Source organism: Haemophilus sputorum HK 2154 (assembly GCF_000287615.1).
GTDB lineage: Bacteria > Pseudomonadota > Gammaproteobacteria > Enterobacterales > Pasteurellaceae > Haemophilus_A > Haemophilus_A sputorum.
In genome coordinates this window covers 68,975-89,120 of record NZ_ALJP01000009.1, presented here as the reverse complement: position 1 = coordinate 89,120, position 20,146 = coordinate 68,975, and the positions used below count along the sequence as shown (strand labels likewise).

Below are 20,146 nucleotides of genomic sequence, written 5' to 3'. Positions count from 1 at the left end.
AATTAAAGTTTAAGTTTCGCTTCCACGCTTTTCGCGCGTTCTAAGAAGTTTTTACGTTCTTTGCTTTCCATTCCGGTTCCAGATCCCGGTAATTTAACAGTCATCGGGTTAACTGGACGTCCGTTAATATGGAATTCATAGTGTAAGTGTGGCCCCGTCGAGCCACCTGTGTTTCCAGAAAGCGCAATACGCTCCCCTTTTTTCACTGATTGTCCAGCTCTGACAAGCGGTTTACTCAAGTGCATATAAACAGTCGTAATATGTCCATGGCGAACCTTAATGTAGCGCCCCGCGCCTCGTGCTTGGAATGCCACATGTTCAACTACCCCATCACTAGGTGCGATAACTGGTGTACCCGTTGGTACGCCAAAGTCCACGCCATTATGCGGGCGAACTCGCTTAGTAATTGGATGGAGTCGTCTTGGATTATATGGGGATGATACTCGTGCATTAAATAAAAGCGGAATTCGCGCAAATCCTCGGCTTAAGGTTTCCCCGTGTGAGCTATAATAACGTCCGTTATCCGCTTGAATTGCATAATATTTTTTGCCTTCGTTAGAAACCAAAATCCCTTCCACATTTCCTAAATCAGTCACAGTGCCGTTGATATATTCTCGTTTCACCAAAATAGCAAAACGATCTCCTTTTTTCAATTTGCTAGTTGCAATTTGTGACTGTAATCCGACCGCTAGTTGGTTAATTTGGCGATCCGATAGCCCAACATCTTTTAAGCTAGACGCAAAACTGCCCTGAATCACACCACGAACTACATCTTGACGCCATACCCCTTGCTTCTCAATTTTTTGATAAGCAAAGCTACCGTTACTTTGGCGTTCGTAAATACGTTCTTCTTTTTCAGAAACCAACCAGTTCATATATTCTAGTTCGCCGTGTTTATCCAACACCCAATAAAATTGCTGTCCAGCCTCCAAATTCCCAAGTGAAGGATATTGGCGGATTAAGGCTTTAGCAACAGAATTACCTAAACCAGATTGTTCTAATACGTCTTTTAATTTATCCCCTTTGGTAACCGTATAGCTAAATTGGTCTTGAATGCGTAGCGCTTCATCGGCAACATCTAGCAAATCTTCAATTACTTTTTCTGCTTCTGCTGGTAGTTTTTCTTCAGGTTTATCATCTGTTTTCGCAGTTTCATCGCCTTCTTCTGCATCATCTTCAGAAGCTAATTCATCATCATAAGAAGTCGCATTTTGATCTTCTTTACCCATGCTTTCAGACTCTTCATCTGCTTCCTGTTCTTCTGGTTCGTTTGATTGCGCTGTTTGTATTTCGTTCGGATCAGTTGCTTTTATTGATTCTGTTGGCGTATCGTTTACTATCGTTTGAGTTTCTGTCTGAGTTTCCGTTGCTGCCGGCGCGCGCTCTTCTAACGCAACATAAGCCTGTTGCTCAGGCTCATTTACTGGCGTTTGATTTTTGACGGCAAGTAAAATACCGATACAAACAGAAAAAATCGCAGAAAGAAACAAGATCACTTTTAAGCGATTTTTTTTCTTTCTCCGATCTCTGGCTAAAATAACGTGTTGCAAAATATATCCTAATTCTTTTTCTTTTAAATGCTAATTATTGACAAAATCGTGGCTCAAAAATTCATTCTTGTCATTTTAATCAAAATCCGCTAATTTGATGAGGATTTTTCTTAATTTCTTATTATGATGCAAATTTCTAAACTCACGCCTATTTCATCAAAAAATACTACTGCGCAAGGAGAACCGTTGGTTCAGCTCAAGCATATTGACGTCTCTTTTAACGGCAATCATGCGTTACAAAATATCAATCTTGCCATTTATCCAAATTCAATTACAACCATTGTAGGTCCGAATGGCGGCGGCAAATCAACCTTGCTTAAGGTACTTTTGAAGTTACTCACACCTACAAAAGGCAGCGTTATTCATCAAAAAGGCTTAAAAATCGGCTATGTTCCTCAGAAGTTACATCTTGATCATTCAATGCCGATTACCGTGCATAAGTTTTTATCACTCAAGCCCAATTGTACTGAAACGAATATCCAAGAAGTTTTAACGCTACTCTCGATTACGCATTTAACCGAAAATAGCATGCAAAAACTTTCCGGTGGAGAATTACAGCGTGTGCTTTTAGCGCGTGCAATTTTAAATCACCCACAACTGTTAGTGCTTGATGAACCAATGCAAGGTGTGGATATTACAGGGCAAACGGAACTCTATCAACTACTAAATCACACTAGAAGCTGGTTAAATTGCGCAATTTTAATGGTTTCGCACGATTTAAATATCGTAATGGCCAATACCGATGAGGTATTATGTGTAAACAAACACATCTGTTGCGCGGGTTCTCCAGAAATGATTACCAATGATCCGCATTTTATTCATTTCTTTGGTGACCAATTTGCGAAGAACGTAGCCTTTTACTCACATCACCATAATCACCACCATAATTTACATGGCGATATCTGTAGTGGTGTTTGTCAGTGTGAAAAATAAGCATAACAAGCGGTTAAATTTTTCCAATATTTTGCTAATTTTTATGTAAATAAGAGCTAAAAGGGAGAAGTACTTCTTTTTTTGTTGTTTTTTTGTTAAAAAAATTCAAAAATCTGACTTAGCTCACATTATTTACTTTTGCTTTCGGGTATAATGCGCCTAATCTCCCTCAACACAGGTTAGGTTCATATGCAAAAACAATACAAAAACTTTGATGATTGGTTAGCGTCTTCTCCATTTGGGGGAAGCAACCAGTCCTATATTGAAGAAATCTACGAACAATATTTGGACGATCCTCACTCCGTTGACCCTTCATGGCAAGCCGTCTTTAATAGTTTCCCGACAACCTCAGTGGTTGAACAACCCCACTCTCAAGTTCGTGATTATTTCCGAAAATTAGCCCGCGAAAACATTCCAGAATCCATTAATGTTGTTGACCCAGATGCAGGTGCGCGCCAAGTGCGTTTATTGCAATGGATTAACGCCTATCGTTTCCGTGGCTATACGCAGGCAAATCTTGACCCATTAGGCTATTATCGTTGGAAAACCTCTAGCGTGCCGGAATTAGACTATCAAAGCCATGGCTTTAGCGAGCAAGATCTCAATGAAACCGTGACCGTTGGGAAATATGTTTATGGCAAAGACACCATGAAATTAGGTGAACTTGCCGAAGCGTTAAAGGAAACCTATTTAGGTACTATCGGCCTAGAATTTATGCATGTTCAAGATATGGAACAGCGTAACTGGCTACAAAGCAAAATTGAAACCATCAATAACAAACCGTTATTTACAAAAGCGGAAAAAGTAAATCTATTAGAAGAGTTAACTGCTGCAGATGGTTTAGAACGTTATATTGGTGCGAAATTCCCTGGTGCAAAACGTTTCTCTTTAGAGGGATCTGATGCCTTTATTCCAATGATGAAAGAGATTATCCGCCATGCAAGCCGTAATGGCATTAAAGATATCGTTATGGGAATGGCACACCGTGGTCGCTTAAATATGTTGGTTAACGTATTAGGTAAACGCCCTGAGAATCTCTTTGATGAATTTGCCGGTAAACACGCACATGATAATCGTACTGGTGATGTAAAATATCACCAAGGTTTCTCTTCAGATTTTGCGGTTGATGACAAACGCGTACACCTTACCCTCGCCTTTAACCCATCTCACTTAGAAATTGTAAGCCCTGTGGTCATTGGTGCTGTGCGTGCTCGCCAAGAACGCATAGGCGATAAAGAATTCGAGAAGGTGTTAGCAATTACCGTACATGGAGATTCTGCTATTACGGGTCAAGGTGTTGTACAAGAAACGTTGAATATGTCTAACGCGCGTGGTTATCGTGTTGGTGGTACGATTCGTATTGTGATCAATAACCAAATTGGTTTCACGACATCTAATCCGAACGACACCCGTTCAACCGAATTCTGTACCGATATTGCGAAAATGATCCAAGCACCGATTATTCATGTTAACGGCGATGATCCAGAAGCAGTCGCATTTGCAGCAAGAATGGCGGTGGAATATCGTACAAAATTCAAACGAGATATTTTCATTGACCTCATTTCATATCGTCGTCATGGTCATAATGAAGCCGATGAACCATTAGCAACTCAACCTATGATGTATAGCATCATTAAAAAACATCCAACGCCACGTAAAGTTTATGCAGATCGCTTAACCGCAGAAGGTGTCTTAAATCAAGATGAAGCCACCGAGATGATGAATAACTACCGCGATGCCTTAGATAAAGGCGAATGCGTTGTGCCTGAATGGCGTGAAATGGATATGGCTGCGGTAGATTGGTTGCAATACCTTAACTACGACTGGACTGCGGAATATGAAAACAAATTCCCTGTAGATCGCTTTACCACTTTAGCAAAACGTGTTTCAGAATATCCTGAAAACGTAAAAGCACATTCTCGTGTTGAAAAAATCTATGCTGATCGTAAAGAGATGGCTGATGGTAAAAAATTGCTCGATTGGGGTATGGCTGAAACCATGGCGTACGCAACCTTATTAGATGAAGGCACTCATGTACGTATTTCAGGCGAAGATGCTGGCCGTGGTACATTCTTCCACCGCCATGCTGTAGTCCATAACCAAAACGATGGCACAGGCTTTGTACCATTAACCCATTTACATGCTAACCAAGGTCGCTTCCAAGTATGGGATTCCGTACTCTCTGAAGAAGCCGTGCTTGCATTTGAATATGGTTTTGCAACCACCGATCCGAAAACCTTAACTATTTGGGAAGCTCAATTTGGTGACTTTGCTAACGGTGCACAAATTGTGATTGACCAATTTATTAGCTCGGGCGAACAAAAATGGGGCAGAATGTGTGGCTTAGTCATGTTATTACCACACGGCTATGAAGGACAAGGCCCTGAGCACTCCTCTGCTCGTCTTGAACGTTACCTACAACTTTGTGCTGAACAAAATATTCAGGTATGTATCCCGAGTACACCTGCACAGGTTTACCATATGTTACGTCGCCAAGCATTACGCAAAATGCGTCGTCCATTAGTTGCGATTTCTCCAAAATCATTATTACGCCATCCATTAGCTGTTTCGCGTTTAGAAGAACTGACCGATGGTACATTCCAAAATGTGATTGGCGAAATTGATGAAATTAACCCTAAAGCAGTGAAACGCGTTATTCTTTGTTCAGGTAAAGTCTATTACGACTTACTTGAAGAGCGCCGTAAAAATAATCAAACCGACATTGCGATTATTCGTATCGAACAACTTTATCCATTCCCTTATACCGATATGGCAAAAGTGCTTGAACCTTATGCGCATGTTACAGATTTCGTTTGGTGCCAAGAAGAACCATTAAACCAAGGGGCGTGGTATTGTAGTAAACATAACTTTGAAGCTTCTATTCCAAAAGGCGCTTCATTGACTTTAGTCAGCCGCCCTGCATCAGCATCACCAGCGGTGGGTTATGTTTCATTACATAATCAGCAACAACGTGAAATCATTGAAAAAGCATTAAGTTTATAATCGCATAAACGATTGATGATAACCGAAGCAAATTCTTTCTTCGGTTATCCATAAAAAAGGAAGAACAAAATGACTATTGAAATTCTTACTCCCGTATTACCTGAATCTGTAGCTGATGCGACTGTCGCAACTTGGCATAAAAAAGCTGGGGACCGCATTAAGCGCGATGAAGTTTTAGTGGAAATTGAAACGGATAAAGTGGTATTAGAAGTGCCGGCACCGGTTGATGGTGTATTAGCTGAAATTTTACAAGAAACTGGCGCAACCGTTATTTCACAACAAGTTTTAGGTAAAATTTCTACACAACAAGCGGGCGATATTATTGAAACTTCTGCAAAACCTGATGTAGAACCAACCCCGAGCGATCGCCACACTTCTGCGATTGAAAACGACCATTCTGATGCAGATTCTCAAGGCCCAGCCATTCGCCGTTTATTAGCTGAACACGGGATTGAAGCACACAAAGTACAAGGCACTGGCGTGGGCGGTCGTTTAACGCGCGAAGATATCAATGCTTATATTGCTAAACAACAAGCACAAACTGCAAGAACTGAAGCAAGCGAATCCAATACAATCAGCACCGTTGCTTACTCTGCACGTAGTGAAAAACGCGTGCCGATGACCCGTTTACGTAAACGTATCGCAGAACGTTTATTAGAAGCGAAAAACAGTACTGCAATGCTTACCACCTTTAATGAAGTGGATATGAAACCGATTATGGATTTACGCAAAACTTATGGCGATAAATTCGAAAAACAACATGGTGTGCGATTAGGCTTTATGTCGTTCTACATTAAAGCTGTGGTGGAAGCATTAAAACGCTATCCTGAAGTTAACGCGTCTATTGATGGCGACGATGTGGTTTATCACAACTATTTCGACATCAGTATTGCTGTTTCTACCCCACGCGGTTTAGTTACTCCAGTAGTACGCAACTGCGACAAACTTTCGATGGCAGATATTGAAAAAACCATCAAAGTGTTAGCTGAAAAAGGGCGTGACGGCAAACTCACCGTAGAAGATTTAACTGGTGGTAACTTCACGATTACCAATGGTGGTGTTTTTGGTTCATTGATGTCTACGCCAATTATCAACCCACCGCAAAGCGCCATTTTAGGCATGCATGCGATTAAAGAGCGTCCTGTTGCTGTAGATGGTCAGGTGGTAATTCGCCCAATGATGTATTTAGCGCTTTCTTACGATCACCGTTTAATTGATGGTCGTGAGTCTGTCGGCTTCTTAGTTGCTGTACGTGATTTATTAGAAGATCCAACACGCTTATTACTTGAAATTTAAGCCTTTTTACTAATGGCCGTTTGAAATAAACAAGCGGTCATTTTTATACTGGCATTTGCAAATTTTCACAAAAATTTAGTCTCGACTTATTTAGTAAAAGGAGAAGGTATGAATCTACATGAATACCAAGCCAAACAGATTTTAGCGGAATATCAACTTCCAATTAGCCAAGGTATTGTATGCCAATCTGCCGATGAAGTTGCCAGTGCTTTAAAACGCCTAAACGGTGAATCATGGGCAGCCAAATGTCAGATTCATGGTGGTGGTCGAGGAAAAGCCGGTGGTGTGAAATTAGTTCACAATGAAGAAGAAGCTCGTCGCTTTGCCGATCTTTGGTTAGGTCAACGTTTAGTGACTTTCCAAACCGATGCGCAAGGCCAGCCTGTTGATTACATTTACATTGAAGAAACCTGTCAAATTGCACAAGAACTTTATTTAAGTGCCGTGATTGACCGCAGTGCACAAAAAATCGTGTTTATTGCTTCTTCTGCGGGTGGAATGAACATTGAAGAAGTCGCAGCTCAAACACCACATTTGCTTTTTAAAACCGAAATCGACCCGCTTGTAGGCGGACAACCCTATCAAGGCAGAGAGTTAGCCTTCAAATTAGGGTTAAAAGAAAAAGCGGTTCATCAATTTGCTGATCTTTTCGTGAAACTTGCTAAACTCTTTGTTGAGAAAGATTTAGCTCTACTTGAAATCAACCCGTTAATTCTTACCCCTGATAATAAGTTGATTTGCTTAGATGGCAAAATGATTGTGGATAATAACGCTCTTTATCGCCAACCTGCGCTAAAAGCGATGCAAGATCCAAAACAAGAAGACCCACGAGAAGCAGAAGCGGCTGAATGGGAGCTTAACTATGTTGCATTAGACGGCAATATTGGCTGTATGGTAAACGGTGCAGGGCTTGCAATGGGCACTATGGATATTGTGAAATTACATGGCGGTCAACCTGCTAACTTCTTAGATGTTGGTGGTGGCGCAACGAAAGAGCGTGTTGCCCAAGCATTTAAACTAATTCTTTCGGATAGCAAAGTGAAAGCCGTGTTAGTTAACATTTTCGGCGGTATTGTGCGTTGTGACTTAATTGCCGATGGTATTATTGCAGCCTTCAATGAAGTGGGCGTGCATGTGCCAGTCATTGTTCGACTTGAAGGCACTAACGCAGAGCAAGGGCGTGAAATTCTTGCCAAAAGTGGATTAAGCATTATTCCAGCAAAAAGTTTAACAGAAGCAGCAACACTTTCTGTTCGTGCAGCGGAGGAAAATTAAATGGCGATTTTAATTGATAAAAATACAAAAGTAATCTGCCAAGGTTTTACTGGTGGACAAGGAACATTCCATAGTGAACAAGCCTTAGCTTATGGTACCCAATTAGTAGGTGGTGTCTCTCCTAATAAAGGTGGCACAATACATTTAGGCTTACCTGTATTTAACACCGTGCGTGAAGCCGTAGAAGCCACTGGCGCAACAGCAACGGTTATCTATGTACCAGCTGCTTTTTGTAAAGATGCCATTTTAGAAGCGATTGATGCTGGTATTCAATTAATTGTTTGTATTACCGAAGGCATTCCAACCTTGGATATGGTGCTAGTAAAACAAAAATTAAAAGAAACTGGCGTGCGTATGATTGGGCCTAACTGCCCAGGCGTCATTACACCAGGTGAATGCAAAATCGGCATTATGCCAGGCAGCATTCATAAAAAAGGTAAAGTCGGCATTGTTTCCCGTTCAGGTACGCTTACTTATGAAGCGGTAAAACAAACTACCGATGAAGGTTTTGGGCAATCAACTTGCGTAGGCATCGGTGGTGACCCAATTCCAGGTTCTAACTTTATTGATATTCTTAAACTCTTCCAAGAAGATCCTGAAACAGAAGCGATTGTCATGATTGGTGAAATTGGTGGCACTGCAGAAGAAGAAGCGGCAGCGTTCATTAAAACAAATGTAACGAAACCTGTTGTGAGCTACATTGCTGGTGTGACTGCACCAAAAGGTAAACGAATGGGGCACGCAGGCGCAATTATCAGTGGTGGAAAAGGCACAGCCGATGAAAAATTTGCAGCCTTAGAAGTCGCAGGCGTGAAAACGGTAAGAAGCCTAGCCGATATCGGCCAAGCGCTTAAAAGCTTACTTGGCTAACCTTCAGTATTTTGTAAATTTTTAGCCATATAGGACAAAATAGTTGGTAAAAAGGTGCTTAAAGCCTTATAGTACAAGGCTTTAAGCACACTTTTTGAAATATGAATAAAAAACTGTCCTTTTTGCTTACACTCTTCTATTCAGAAGCATGTCAGACAAAATAATCTTCAACGCTATAAATGTTTCCATTGCAATAAAACATTTACGTTTAAATCTAAATTAAATCCTAACTAAATTTGGTTAGATTGTTCCGTTGGTTTTGTCCTATATGCCGAGATATATTAAATTAAGTATTAAAAAATAGATAATGGAGGCGTGTCCCGGAGTCGAACCGAGCTACATGGATTTGCAATCCAGTGCATAACCGCTTTGCTAACACGCCTAAGATTTGAACGATGAAGAAAATGGAGCGGGAAACGAGGCTCGAACTCGCGACCCCGACCTTGGCAAGGTCGTGCTCTACCAACTGAGCTATTCCCGCGTTTGGAGGTTCTCTAGAAGAGATGCTGCGTATTTTACGGATTTTAAGAGTGCTGTCAAACAGAAATTTTAAAAATAATTTTATATGCCGAAAAATTCTGCATTATGCCGAACTTTTATTAGCAAGATACATTGCAATAAGGAAATTAAATGCTACACTTGGCAACTCAATTCCCCTAATATATGTAGGATTATAACACATGAAACACGCATTAAAAAAAATCACATTAGCTAGCAGCTTAGCAATCGCTGCACTTACATCGCAAAGTGCTCAGGCAGAAGGAAGACTTACCATTTATTGCACTGTGCAAAATCAAGCATGTGAAGATGTTGCGCAGCGCTTTAGTCAAAAGTATGATGTGAAAACCTCTTTTATTCAAGCTAGTACAGGTACTGTATTAGGTAAATTAAAAGCTGAAAAAGATAATCCACAGGCTGATGTTTGGTATGGCGGTACGATTGAACCTCACTTTCAAGCAGGAGAGTTAGGTTTACTTGAGGCATATCGTCCGAAAAATCAGGCTAATATTCTGCCTCAATTTAAAAATTTAATGAGTTCATCGAAAGGGGAATATACCTCTGCTACATATATGTTAGTGTTGGGAATTGGCGTAAATACGGAGAAACTTGCAAAATTAGGCTTACCAATGCCGAAAACATGGGATGATTTACTTGACCCAAAACTTAGTGGTGAAATTCAGCTGCCAGATCCTCGTTCATCAGGCACAACCTTTACAGCAATGGCAACCTTTATCTCTTTAATGGGAGAGGAAAAAGCCTTTGAATATTTGAAGAAATTAGATCAAAACATTTCGCAATATCCAAAAAGTAATTTAGTCACCACGAATTTAACACGTGGTGAAATTACAGAAAGTATTGGTTTTATTCATGCTTATACTACGGAAAAAGAAAAAGGGGCACCGATTGAATATGTGATTCCAGAAGGCAAAGTGGGTTATGCATTAGGTGGAACAAGCATTATCAAAAATGCACGTAATTTAGAAAACGCGAAATTATTTGCAGATTTTGTGCTATCTAAAGAAATTCAAGAAATGCCATGGCGTGATCACAAACTTTACCAAATTCCAGTCACCGTAGATGCGCAAGCCTCAGAGAAATCGCCAGAGCCGAAAAAATTAGATTTAATCGAATTTGATTTTGATAAATTTGGTTCGAGCGAAGAAGGCAAGCGTTTGATTGATAAATGGTTAAATGATGTCAAACTTGCTAATAAATTAACAAAATAATCTAATGAAATGTCGCAAGCGGTTAATTCTTTGTTACACTTTGCAAAAAGTTACACAAAATTAACCGCTTGTTTTCTCTTTATGTTGCGTATTTCTTCTTATTTATGGCTTGGGCTGTCGCTACTTGCCTTTTTTGTTTTGCCGAGTCGAGCGCTATATTATGGTTTGGCCGAATCTACCGTAGATGAAGTTCATGCGGCGATGGGCTATGCGCAATATAATCTTAGTTGGTTCTGGTTTGCCTTGCCTTGGCTGTTGCCAATTCTTGCTAAATTACAACGCCCAAAGTGGAACGTTATCTTTCTGATAGCCATTACACTGTTTGTGTTGATTTCAGCTAAACTGACTCAATTTAGTTTAGGCTATTCTAGCATTGTACTTTTTATTACCCTAACCGCACTTCTGGTTGAAAACCTGGCTAAGCTCCAGTTTATGCAAGGTGACCGTTTTATTATTGCTGCCTTTATTGGCATGTTAATTATTATCGGGCTATTTATTGTCTATCCTACGGGGATACTTTTTAGCACACTGTTTTATAGCGAAGGGCAATTCAATCTTTCCCATAGCTTAAGTGTATTTTCCCAGCCACAAATGGGGCGAGTAATTTTAAATTCACTGTCAGTTTCAGGTGCGGTTGGGCTGCTTTCTACTTTCTTCGGACTGCTATTCGCCCTTTACACCACGCGAATTGGTAAGCGAACTCGCTTTATTAGTAAGACCTTTTCGATGTTGCCTATTGTAACTCCACCTTTTGTGGTTGGACTGGGTATTGCAATGTTGTTTGGTCGCGCAGGGTATGTGACAGAGTTTTTAGTTAATTATCTCGGTATGAGTAAAAATTGGCTTTATGGCTTTAATGGTATTGCAATTTCTCATACTTTGGCATTAACACCAATGGCTTTCATGATTATTGAAGGCGCACTAAAAGCGATTCCGGCAACGCTAGAAGAGGCTGGATATACTTTACACGCTTCACGTAACCAAATTTTCTTTTATGTATTATTGTCACTCCTGAAACCTGCACTAGCGAACGCTTTTTTGATTACGTTTATTCAATCATTAGCTGATTTTAGTACGCCATTTGTATTGGGTGGGGATTTTGATGTTCTTGCCAGCCAAATTTATTTTTATATGGTGGGCGCAAATCCTGATTATGCGATTGCGGCAACTTTGGGTAGTCTTTTGTTGCTGGTTTCACTGGCCATCTTTTTTGTCCAGCATTATTGGCTTGGTAAGCAATCTTATGTTACGCAATCTGGCAAAATGAGCCATGCGAATCGTCAAGCGCTACCACTGGGCATAAAATATCTCGTGATTGTGGCATTAAGTTGCTGGGCATTATTTAATTTAGTGCTTTATGGCTCAATTTTCTTTGGCAGTTTTACCGTGAACTGGGGAGTAAATCATAGTTTTACCTTTGAAAATTACCAAAAATTATTCGGACAAGGCATTGATTTTGGCGGTTTCCCTTCTTTGATTCAAACTGTGTTATATGCACTTTGTGCCGCGCCAATCACAGCATTAGTTGGTTTATTATTAGCTTATTTAACTACCCGTAAAACATTTAAAGGGCGTGAGAGTTTAGCTTTTTTAACGCTATTATGTTTTGCGGTTCCTGGCACTGTGGCTGGTGTTTCGTATTTATTAGCATTTAATCAATCGCCAATTTATTTAACGGGCACGAGTGCGATTATTGTGCTTTCAATGGTGACTCGCAATATGCCCGTTGGGATGCGTTCTGCAATTGCAGCATTAAATCAAATTGATAAATCGTTAGAAGAAGCGGCATTCACGCTTAAAGCAAATGGTTGGAAAACGTTGGTTTATGTTGTATTTCCATTATTAAAACCCGCGTTGTTGTCGGCATTAGTCAGCAGTTTTGTGCGCTCAATGACAACCATTAGTGCGATTATTTTCTTAGTGACGCCAACAACCCGAGTCGCAACCTCTTATATTTTAAATCGTGTCGAAGATGGGGATTACGGTTTAGCTATCGCTTATGGGGCAACCTTAATTGTGACGATGATGAGTATTATCTTAATTTTTAACTTATTACTGGCGCCAAGAATGCGCGCAGATAGTGTGCGATAAGGAGGAATATGAGCGCATTTCTTGAATTGAAAAAGATTTCCAAGCAATTTGGGCAAAATAAAATTGTGACCGATTTTAATCTCAGCATCGAAAAAGGCAAAATGGTGACAATTCTAGGCCCCTCTGGCTGTGGTAAAACAACGATTTTACGCCTAATTGCAGGCCTTGAGCTTGCAACAAGCGGTCAGATTTTGTTAGAAAATAACGAAATTGGACAACTTGCCCCGCAGTATCGAGATATTGGCATCGTGTTTCAATCTTATGCGCTTTTCCCACATTTAACGATTGGTGAGAATGTAGGATTTAGCTTGAAAATGGCTGGTGTAAAGAAAACAGAGCGACTTGAGCGAGTAAAAGAGGCTTTAGCATTAGTTGAGCTTGCAGGCTTTGAAGATCGCTTTATCGATCAGATTTCGGGTGGGCAACAACAGCGTGTGGCGCTAGCCAGAGCTTTGGTATTGAAACCGAAAATTTTATTGTTTGACGAGCCACTTTCTAATTTAGATAGCAATTTGCGTCAAGTTATGCGTGAGAAAATTCGCGCATTACAACAACGATTAAATATCACTGCGGTATATGTCACACATGACCAAAGTGAGGCTTTTGCCGTTTCAGATCAAATTGTGGTGATGGATAAAGGGCAGATTGTTCAACAAGGCAGCCCAGAGCAGCTTTATCAAGCACCAAAAAATCAATTTATCGCCCAATTTATGGGTGAGGCTAGCTTTGTTCCAGCCAAGAAAAAGGGCGATAAAATAACGGTGGGTTCACAAACAATTAGGTTAGAAAGTACATTAGCTGATGGTGATTGCCGATTAGGCATTCGCCCAGAAGCCATTCGATTATCTCCTGCAAAACCAGATTCAAATACCGCAGCCAAAGTGCTCAAAGCCGATTATATGGGCGCTTATTTGGAACTGCATTTGGATTGGCAAGGTTCGCCCTTATTAGCGAAGGTCTCTTCTGCTAGTTTTGAGCGCGAAATTACCCATTATGAAATGGCTTTTGCACCGAAAGGGCTGTTTTTACTCCCTGCGTAGAATGAGTAAAAGTTTCATAAAAAATAACCGCTTGTAACCAATTATTTGGCATAACAAGCGGTTAAATTTTGGTGGCATATAGGACAAAACACCCGCTCAAGATTGATACGGGCGTTGTTATTTAAGGCTAATACAATAATTAGTTAGAACTAATATTATGCATTTCTAGATTAGCTGATTGTGCAGCTAATTTTGCTTTAGCGTTGTCATTTCTCGCTGAGGCAATTGCACTCAAATAAGTTTCATCAATATCACCCGTAATATATTCGCCGGTAAAGACAGAAGCATCGAACTGCTTAATCGCTGGATTTTCTAATTGAACAGATTTAATCAATGCAGATAAATCTTGGAAAATTAGTTTATCAACGCCAATCATTTGAGCAATTTCATCTACATTACGTTTATAAGCAACTAATTCTTCACTAGTTGGCATATCAATGCCATAAACATTAGGATAACGAATTTCTGGAGCTGCTGAGGCAAAATACACTTTTTTCGCGCCTGCCGCTCTTGCCATTTCGACGATTTGCTCCGACGTTGTTCCACGAACAATAGAATCATCAACTAATAAAACATTTTTGCCTTTAAATTCAGCCGAAATTGGGTTGAGTTTACGGCGTACGGAGCTCTTACGCTGCTCTTGCCCTGGCATAATAAAGGTTCTTGCAACATAGCGGTTTTTTACAAAACCTTGGCGATATGGCTTATATAATACATTTGCAATGCGCACAGCAATGTCGTTTGAAGTTTCAGGAATTGGGATAACAACATCAATTTCATCAATCATGCGCCCCCACTCTTTTTTGATTTTTTCACCCAACATTTCTCCCATATGCACACGTGATGCATAGACAGAAACGCCATCAATAACCGAGTCTGGACGGGCAAAATACACAAATTCGAAAATACACGGATTTAGTTTCGGATCTTCTGCACAACTAGCAGAATATAATTCACCATCAAAGGTAATGTAGATCGCCTCACCAGGTTGCACATCACGCACAAACTCAAAACCTACAATATCTAACGCGACACTTTCAGAGGCAAACATATATTCCACTTTGCCATCTACTTCACGTTTGCCTAACACTAATGGTCGAATTCCAAATGGATCACGAAATGCAATCATTCCATGGCCAATGACCATCGCAATACAGGCATAAGCGCCTTTAATTGTTTTATTCGTTTGACGAACCGTTTCGAAAATATTTTCAGGAGTAAGGTGGTTGGTAGGATATTGATCAAGATAGTGTGCAAAAATGTTGAGTAAAGCTTCAGAATCAGAATTGGTATTAACATGGCGGCGAGCTTCTTTAAAAAGATGCTCTTTAAGTTCAGCGCTGTTAGTTAAATTCCCATTATGCACTAACGTTAAACCGAATGGTGAATTTACATAGAATGGTTGTGCTTCTGATGCACTAGAAGAGCCTGCTGTGGGATAGCGCACATGCCCAATACCTGCATTACCTTGCAGTCTAAGCATATGTTCTTGTCTGAATACTTCACTTACCAAGCCATTTGATTTTCGTAAACGAAAACAGTTTCCAGCGTCAATGGTAACGATACCTGCGGCATCTTGCCCCCGATGTTGAAGTAGTGTTAACCCATCATAAAGAGCCTGATTAACAGGCGAATGCCCGATAATACCAACAATGCCGCACATAATAAATTACCTCTTAGTTAGTCGTTTTTAAGAAACTCGAATTGGCTTGTAGCTGTTCAAAAAACCATTTCACAATAAAATCAAAGTGAGGAATCAATTTTGATTCCGTCCATAATTCGTTTTGGTTGATAGAAGTGAAGGTATCTGCAAAGAATAAAAGCGCTGCAACAATCAATACGCCACGCAATACGCCAAAAGCACCGCCTAAAATTCGGTCTGTAGTCGAAAGTACGCCTGTCATATCCACCATTTTTTGCAATAAACCACTAATAATGCCGCAAACAATTAAGGTGATAATAAATAAAATTGCCGCAGCTACGCCATTACGTAAAAATTCAGAATTTTGCAAATACACGGAATTAATCTGTGCTAAATAGCTGCTAAGATAAGGATAGAAGCTACTTGCTATCCAAAATGCAATAATCCAGCCACCTAGTGAAAGTGCTTCGCTAACGAAACCACGCCATAGGCTCACTAAGATAGAAAATGCAATAATTCCGATGATAATAATATCAACCATAAAAACCTCTATGGGCAAAACAGCCCCTATTCTACAAAAAAAGAAAACGTTTGCGTAGAGCAAACACCATAAAAATACAATAATTTAACAAGCGGTCTGATTTTACTAAAATTTTACCAATATACTTTAATCAGCCTCTACTTGGTAACCCTCATCTGCTTGTGTCGGTGCATTTGCACCTGCTTTTGCTAATTCATCGCAAATTTCGTTTTCACGATGCCCAGCGTGCCCTTTTACCCAACACCATTCAATTTGATGGCGTCGAATTTCACTATCAAGCTGTTGCCATAAATCTTGGTTTTTGACAGACTTACCATTTGCCGTTTTCCACCCTTTCTGCTTCCAGCTAAAAATCCATTGTGTGATGCCATTTTTCATATATTGGCTATCAGAATGTAACTGAACATGGCAAGATTCTTTTAGCCGTTGTAAGGCAATAATGACCGCCCGAAGTTCCATTCGATTATTGGTCGTTTGAAAATACCCTTGGCTGAGTGTTTTTTCATGTCCCTGATAGCGCAGCAAAATCCCAATACCTCCCGGCCCTGGGTTGCCTAAACAAGACCCATCAGTAAAAATTTCAACCTGCTTCATTTGCCCTCTTACTCATCTAATTTACTGCCTTTTAATAATTTTCTCATCCAAGCACGATTAGGTGATAACATCCGCCAAATATCGTCCCCCATCGGAATCGGCTCTCGACAAATTAACCCAGCTAACATTTCCGCTAATAGTGGAGCGGTAGTTAAGCCGCGCGATCCCAGCCCGTTAATGAGATACAGATTAGTAAAATTTTTAGCATTTTCAACCGCTTGTTTGCGACGAAGTGCATTGTACAGGTTCGCATATTGCTGTTTTTGTGCCACATAATCCGGCACTGCCCCCACAATCGGTAATCGATCACGCAATGCTGCACGAACACCTTGTTTCGCCCAATTTGCGGATAAATCAATATTTTTCGTCCAATCGCAAGCGGTCATATTTTGCTGTAATTTTGCTAAATTCTCGTGATGTTCGCTCAATGAAAAATGGCGTTCATCATTATTACGCACATGGCTAGCACCTAAACAATGCATATTCTCTGCTGAAACTGGCGTTAAATAACCATCATAACAAACCACACACTGTAGTTTTTGTAAATCTGGCGTTGTTGGAATCTGACTAACTTGCCCACGAACCGGGTAAAGCGGAATACCTTTACTTTGTTCAAATGCCATCAGACCATTGCCATTTGTTAGCACCAAAATATCATGCGCATAATCTTGGTTTTGCCACTGCCAATGCCACTGACCATCACGGAAAATAGGGGATTTAACTTCGTGATTAAAGACAATTTTTAGTCCTTGACGAATCAAATAATCGAAACCATTTTTAACTAATTGATGTGGTGAAAGCCAGCCCCCCTCAGCAATAAATGCCCCACCATCTTGTACTGGTAAACCGATTCTTTCACTTAAGGTTTTTGCTGTGCAAAGTTCAAATAAATTCGAATCATCAATTTGTTTGGCTATTTTCGCTAATTTCAGCGCGGTTTTCTCGTTATACGCCATTAACGCAACGCCAGTTAAGCCCTGTTCAAATTGAATTTTCGGTGAAAGCTGTTTTAAGCGCTGCAATGCATAATCAAAACTATGAATATAAAAACGCACATTGCGTTCATCATCATCACTTAGCTGTGGATAAATAGCGCCTTGTAAATTCCCTGATGCATTCATTGCAACGTCAGGATCCTTACAATATAGTGTGACTTTTTTCCCTCGTTCTAATAAAGAAAGCGCCAAAAATAAACTCGCCACACCACCACCAACTAAAGCAATATCATCGCTATTTTGCGTTATTTCTGTATAGAAATATGGATAACTCGGCGCTTGGTGTTCTGCCGTTAATGGTTTCTGCCCCCACAGCATTTCTCTTTTTTTACCGAATCCTTTACGTTTGAATACGTCAAATCCTGCCGCGACTAATCCTTTTCTTACCTTACTTGCTGCAGTAAAGGTTGCAAAGGTTCCGCCATTTCGACTTAATCGAAACATTTGCTGGTAAAGATTTTCTTGCCACATTTCTGGATTTTTATCAGGCGAAAAACCATCTAAAAACCATGCATCAATTTCGCCTTGATAGAAATCACCTAATTGCGGTAGATTTTCTGCCAACTCACCAAACCAGAGATCTAAATAAACTTCATTAAAATGATAGCGCTGGCAACCAGTTTGGCGTGGACGCCAAACGTCAACCAACTTTTCTGAAAGCACTGAAAATTGCGGATAAGATTGATGTATTTGAGCTAATTGCACCGAAGTAAGCGGAAATTTTTCAAAAGAGATGAAATATAAACGCTTTAAAGGATTATTTGGATACGCTTGGCGAAATTGTTGAAATTTCTCTGCAACGGCAAGAAAATTTAAACTAGTGCCAAATCCAGTTTCCGCAATAACAAAAGCCGCTTGCTGGCAAGCTAACCAGCGTTCCCAAAGTTGGTTGCCTTCTTGAAAAACATAATAGCTTTCTGCCAAACCATCTTGGCTTGAAAAATAAATATCGTCAAAAACGGTCGAAACCGGTGTATTTTGAGCATTAAAATCTAATGTGGCGAAAGTAAGCTTTTGCATAAAAGAAATTAGGGTTATAAAAAAGAAAAGGCACAAGTTTCTGCTTGTGCCATCTACCGAAGCTTTTTATTAGAAAATGAGTGATGCGAATAAAACGATCATACCTAATGAAAAAGCCACTGTTAAAATGGTATAACCTAAAGTACCCATAAGAACCTCTTTGTCAATTTAAAAAAATACGCCTTGATTATACTCAAAATTATTGAGCAAACCAAGTTTTCCAGCATAGCTGAAATAAATTATTCTGCCTCAATTTTTAAAGCTTGAGAAAAACTTTGCAATCCTTTTGAATTCCCTGCTTTTGCCATACTTTGTAACGCTTGTGTTGGCGTATGTAATAAGCTGTTTGTCAGTTTATAACTTAATTCATGCAATACTTTTTCACTATCTTGCCCTTGTTGTAGCGCTTGGATAGCTTTTGCTAATAATTGCTGACGAAGTTGTTCTGCATCTTGGCGATAACGCTTAATTAAATCGCTTGATTGTTGTTGCTTCAACCAAACAAAAAATGCTTTACACTCTTCATCTACAATATCTGCCGCTTGTTTTGCTGCTAACTCACGTTGGGCTAAGTTGCGTTGGATAATATTTTGCAGATCGTCCACGCTATAAGCATATACTGAATCTAATTCACCCGCGTTTTCATCAATATCACGAGGGACCGCAATATCAATCAGCAATAAAGGATCATATTGGCGCTGCTTTTGGGCAATTTCGACCATTTCTTTACTAATCAACACATCTGGGCTACCCGTTGAGCTAATAACCACATCAGCTTGATTTAATCCTAACTGCATGGCACTTAGTGAAAGGATTTGCATTGGCGTTTCAAGTTTTTCTGCCAACATTTCAGCACGAACATGAGTACGGTTGGCCACCATAATATTTTTTGCGCCATGTTGAATTAAATAGCGCGCAACAAGCTCAATAGTTTCACCTGCACCAACTAATAAAAAACGTAATTTATCAAAACGATCAAAAATTTGGCGAGCTAACCCACAGGCTGCATAAGCTACAGACACCGCACTCGCACCAATTTCTGTTTCTGAACGGACACGCTTTGCCGTGGAGAATGTCCGTTGGAATAAACGAGATAATTTAGTTGAAATGCTTTGGTGTTGAGAAGCATAAAAAGCTTCACTAAATTGATAAGCCTGTTTTACTTGTCCAAGGATTTGGGGTTCACCTAAAATTAAAGAATCCAATCCACAAGCTACACTCATTAAATGACGAGCAGCTTCTAAATTCTGTTTAAAATAAATGCATTCACGTAATTCACTTTCACTGATTTGGTGAATTTCCGCGAACCATTTTAAACACTGCTCTCGCCAGCTTTGGTTATCAATATGATCTTCTTGAGGCGTAATATTTGGCTGATGGAAATAAAGCTCTGTACGGTTGCAGGTCGATAAGATCACCACACTTTCTGCCAACGCTCTTTCTTGAATTTGCATAAACGCAAGTTGGCGTTTGATATCATCAAACGCCACTTTTCCCCGCACATCAACAGATGCGGTTTTATGGTTAATGCCAAGTGCTAATATGGTCATGTTATCGTCATTCCAGTAA

The 20,146-nt window shown here is 40.0% G+C and carries 15 protein-coding genes and 2 tRNA genes; 9 read left to right on the top strand and 8 right to left on the bottom strand.

Features of this window, described 5'->3' with window-relative positions; all coding sequences use genetic code 11:
- Positions 1–2: 2 nt before the first annotated feature.
- Entirely contained in the window at positions 3–1,550 is a 1,548-nt protein-coding gene (gene mepM / locus HMPREF1128_RS02930; protein WP_007525392.1) for a murein DD-endopeptidase MepM, read from the bottom strand.
- Positions 1,551–1,676: 126 nt separating this feature from the next.
- Between mepM and znuC the strand changes: the two genes are divergently transcribed.
- From znuC to HMPREF1128_RS10440, 6 genes are all read left to right on the top strand, one after another.
- On the top strand, positions 1,677–2,483 hold the full coding sequence (gene znuC, locus HMPREF1128_RS02925) for a zinc ABC transporter ATP-binding protein ZnuC (RefSeq protein WP_010129894.1): 807 nt from the start codon (positions 1,677–1,679) through the stop codon (positions 2,481–2,483).
- A 189-nt stretch (positions 2,484–2,672) separates the two neighbouring features.
- A complete protein-coding gene (gene sucA, locus HMPREF1128_RS02920) occupies positions 2,673–5,486 on the top strand; it encodes a 2-oxoglutarate dehydrogenase E1 component (RefSeq protein ID WP_007525267.1) in 2,814 nt (937 codons plus the stop codon).
- Between the two features lie 69 nt (positions 5,487–5,555).
- On the top strand, positions 5,556–6,782 hold the full coding sequence (gene odhB, locus HMPREF1128_RS02915) for a 2-oxoglutarate dehydrogenase complex dihydrolipoyllysine-residue succinyltransferase (protein ID WP_007524073.1): 1,227 nt from the start codon (positions 5,556–5,558) through the stop codon (positions 6,780–6,782).
- A gap of 108 nt (positions 6,783–6,890) precedes the next feature.
- Positions 6,891–8,057, top strand: a complete 1,167-nt coding sequence (gene sucC, locus HMPREF1128_RS02910) for an ADP-forming succinate--CoA ligase subunit beta (RefSeq protein WP_007524364.1) — start codon at positions 6,891–6,893, stop codon at positions 8,055–8,057.
- Positions 8,058–8,927: a succinate--CoA ligase subunit alpha gene (gene sucD / locus HMPREF1128_RS02905; RefSeq protein ID WP_007524543.1), complete on the top strand. Its 870-nt coding sequence runs from the start codon at positions 8,058–8,060 to the stop codon at positions 8,925–8,927.
- A gap of 105 nt (positions 8,928–9,032) precedes the next feature.
- Complete coding sequence (locus HMPREF1128_RS10440) at positions 9,033–9,161, top strand: transposase-like zinc-binding domain-containing protein (RefSeq protein ID WP_424320154.1); 129 nt, start codon at positions 9,033–9,035, stop codon at positions 9,159–9,161.
- 74 nt (positions 9,162–9,235) lie between these two features.
- Here HMPREF1128_RS10440 and HMPREF1128_RS02900 read toward each other — a convergent pair.
- Both HMPREF1128_RS02900 and HMPREF1128_RS02895 read right to left on the bottom strand, forming a co-directional pair.
- Positions 9,236–9,309, bottom strand: a tRNA-Cys gene (locus HMPREF1128_RS02900).
- A gap of 23 nt (positions 9,310–9,332) precedes the next feature.
- Positions 9,333–9,408, bottom strand: a tRNA-Gly gene (locus tag HMPREF1128_RS02895).
- Positions 9,409–9,607: 199 nt separating this feature from the next.
- Between HMPREF1128_RS02895 and HMPREF1128_RS02890 the strand changes: the two genes are divergently transcribed.
- The 3 genes from HMPREF1128_RS02890 (at position 9,608) to HMPREF1128_RS02880 (ending at position 13,785) form a co-directional block, all read left to right on the top strand.
- Positions 9,608–10,654: an ABC transporter substrate-binding protein gene (locus HMPREF1128_RS02890; protein WP_007525190.1), complete on the top strand. Its 1,047-nt coding sequence runs from the start codon at positions 9,608–9,610 to the stop codon at positions 10,652–10,654.
- A gap of 81 nt (positions 10,655–10,735) precedes the next feature.
- Positions 10,736–12,745: an ABC transporter permease gene (locus tag HMPREF1128_RS02885; protein WP_035530219.1), complete on the top strand. Its 2,010-nt coding sequence runs from the start codon at positions 10,736–10,738 to the stop codon at positions 12,743–12,745.
- An 8-nt stretch (positions 12,746–12,753) separates the two neighbouring features.
- On the top strand, positions 12,754–13,785 hold the full coding sequence (locus HMPREF1128_RS02880; protein WP_007525141.1) for an ATP-binding cassette domain-containing protein: 1,032 nt from the start codon (positions 12,754–12,756) through the stop codon (positions 13,783–13,785).
- Positions 13,786–13,924: 139 nt separating this feature from the next.
- Here the strand turns inward: HMPREF1128_RS02880 and purF are convergent, their stop codons facing one another.
- From purF to hemA, 5 genes are all read right to left on the bottom strand, one after another.
- On the bottom strand, positions 13,925–15,448 hold the full coding sequence (purF, locus tag HMPREF1128_RS02875; RefSeq protein ID WP_007525228.1) for an amidophosphoribosyltransferase: 1,524 nt from the start codon (positions 15,446–15,448) through the stop codon (positions 13,925–13,927).
- A gap of 13 nt (positions 15,449–15,461) precedes the next feature.
- Complete coding sequence (locus HMPREF1128_RS02870) at positions 15,462–15,968, bottom strand: CvpA family protein (protein ID WP_007525477.1); 507 nt, start codon at positions 15,966–15,968, stop codon at positions 15,462–15,464.
- A 126-nt stretch (positions 15,969–16,094) separates the two neighbouring features.
- On the bottom strand, positions 16,095–16,562 hold the full coding sequence (gene rnhA / locus HMPREF1128_RS02865) for a ribonuclease HI (RefSeq protein ID WP_007524807.1): 468 nt from the start codon (positions 16,560–16,562) through the stop codon (positions 16,095–16,097).
- An 8-nt stretch (positions 16,563–16,570) separates the two neighbouring features.
- Positions 16,571–18,577 (bottom strand): bifunctional tRNA (5-methylaminomethyl-2-thiouridine)(34)-methyltransferase MnmD/FAD-dependent 5-carboxymethylaminomethyl-2-thiouridine(34) oxidoreductase MnmC, encoded by a 2,007-nt coding sequence (mnmC, locus tag HMPREF1128_RS02860; protein ID WP_007525192.1) that lies wholly within the window; start codon positions 18,575–18,577, stop codon positions 16,571–16,573.
- A 239-nt stretch (positions 18,578–18,816) separates the two neighbouring features.
- Positions 18,817–20,127 carry a glutamyl-tRNA reductase gene (gene hemA, locus HMPREF1128_RS02855; RefSeq protein WP_007524644.1) on the bottom strand — a complete coding sequence of 437 codons (1,311 nt, stop codon included), beginning with the start codon at positions 20,125–20,127 and terminating at the stop codon, positions 18,817–18,819.
- Positions 20,128–20,146: the final 19 nt, after the last annotated feature.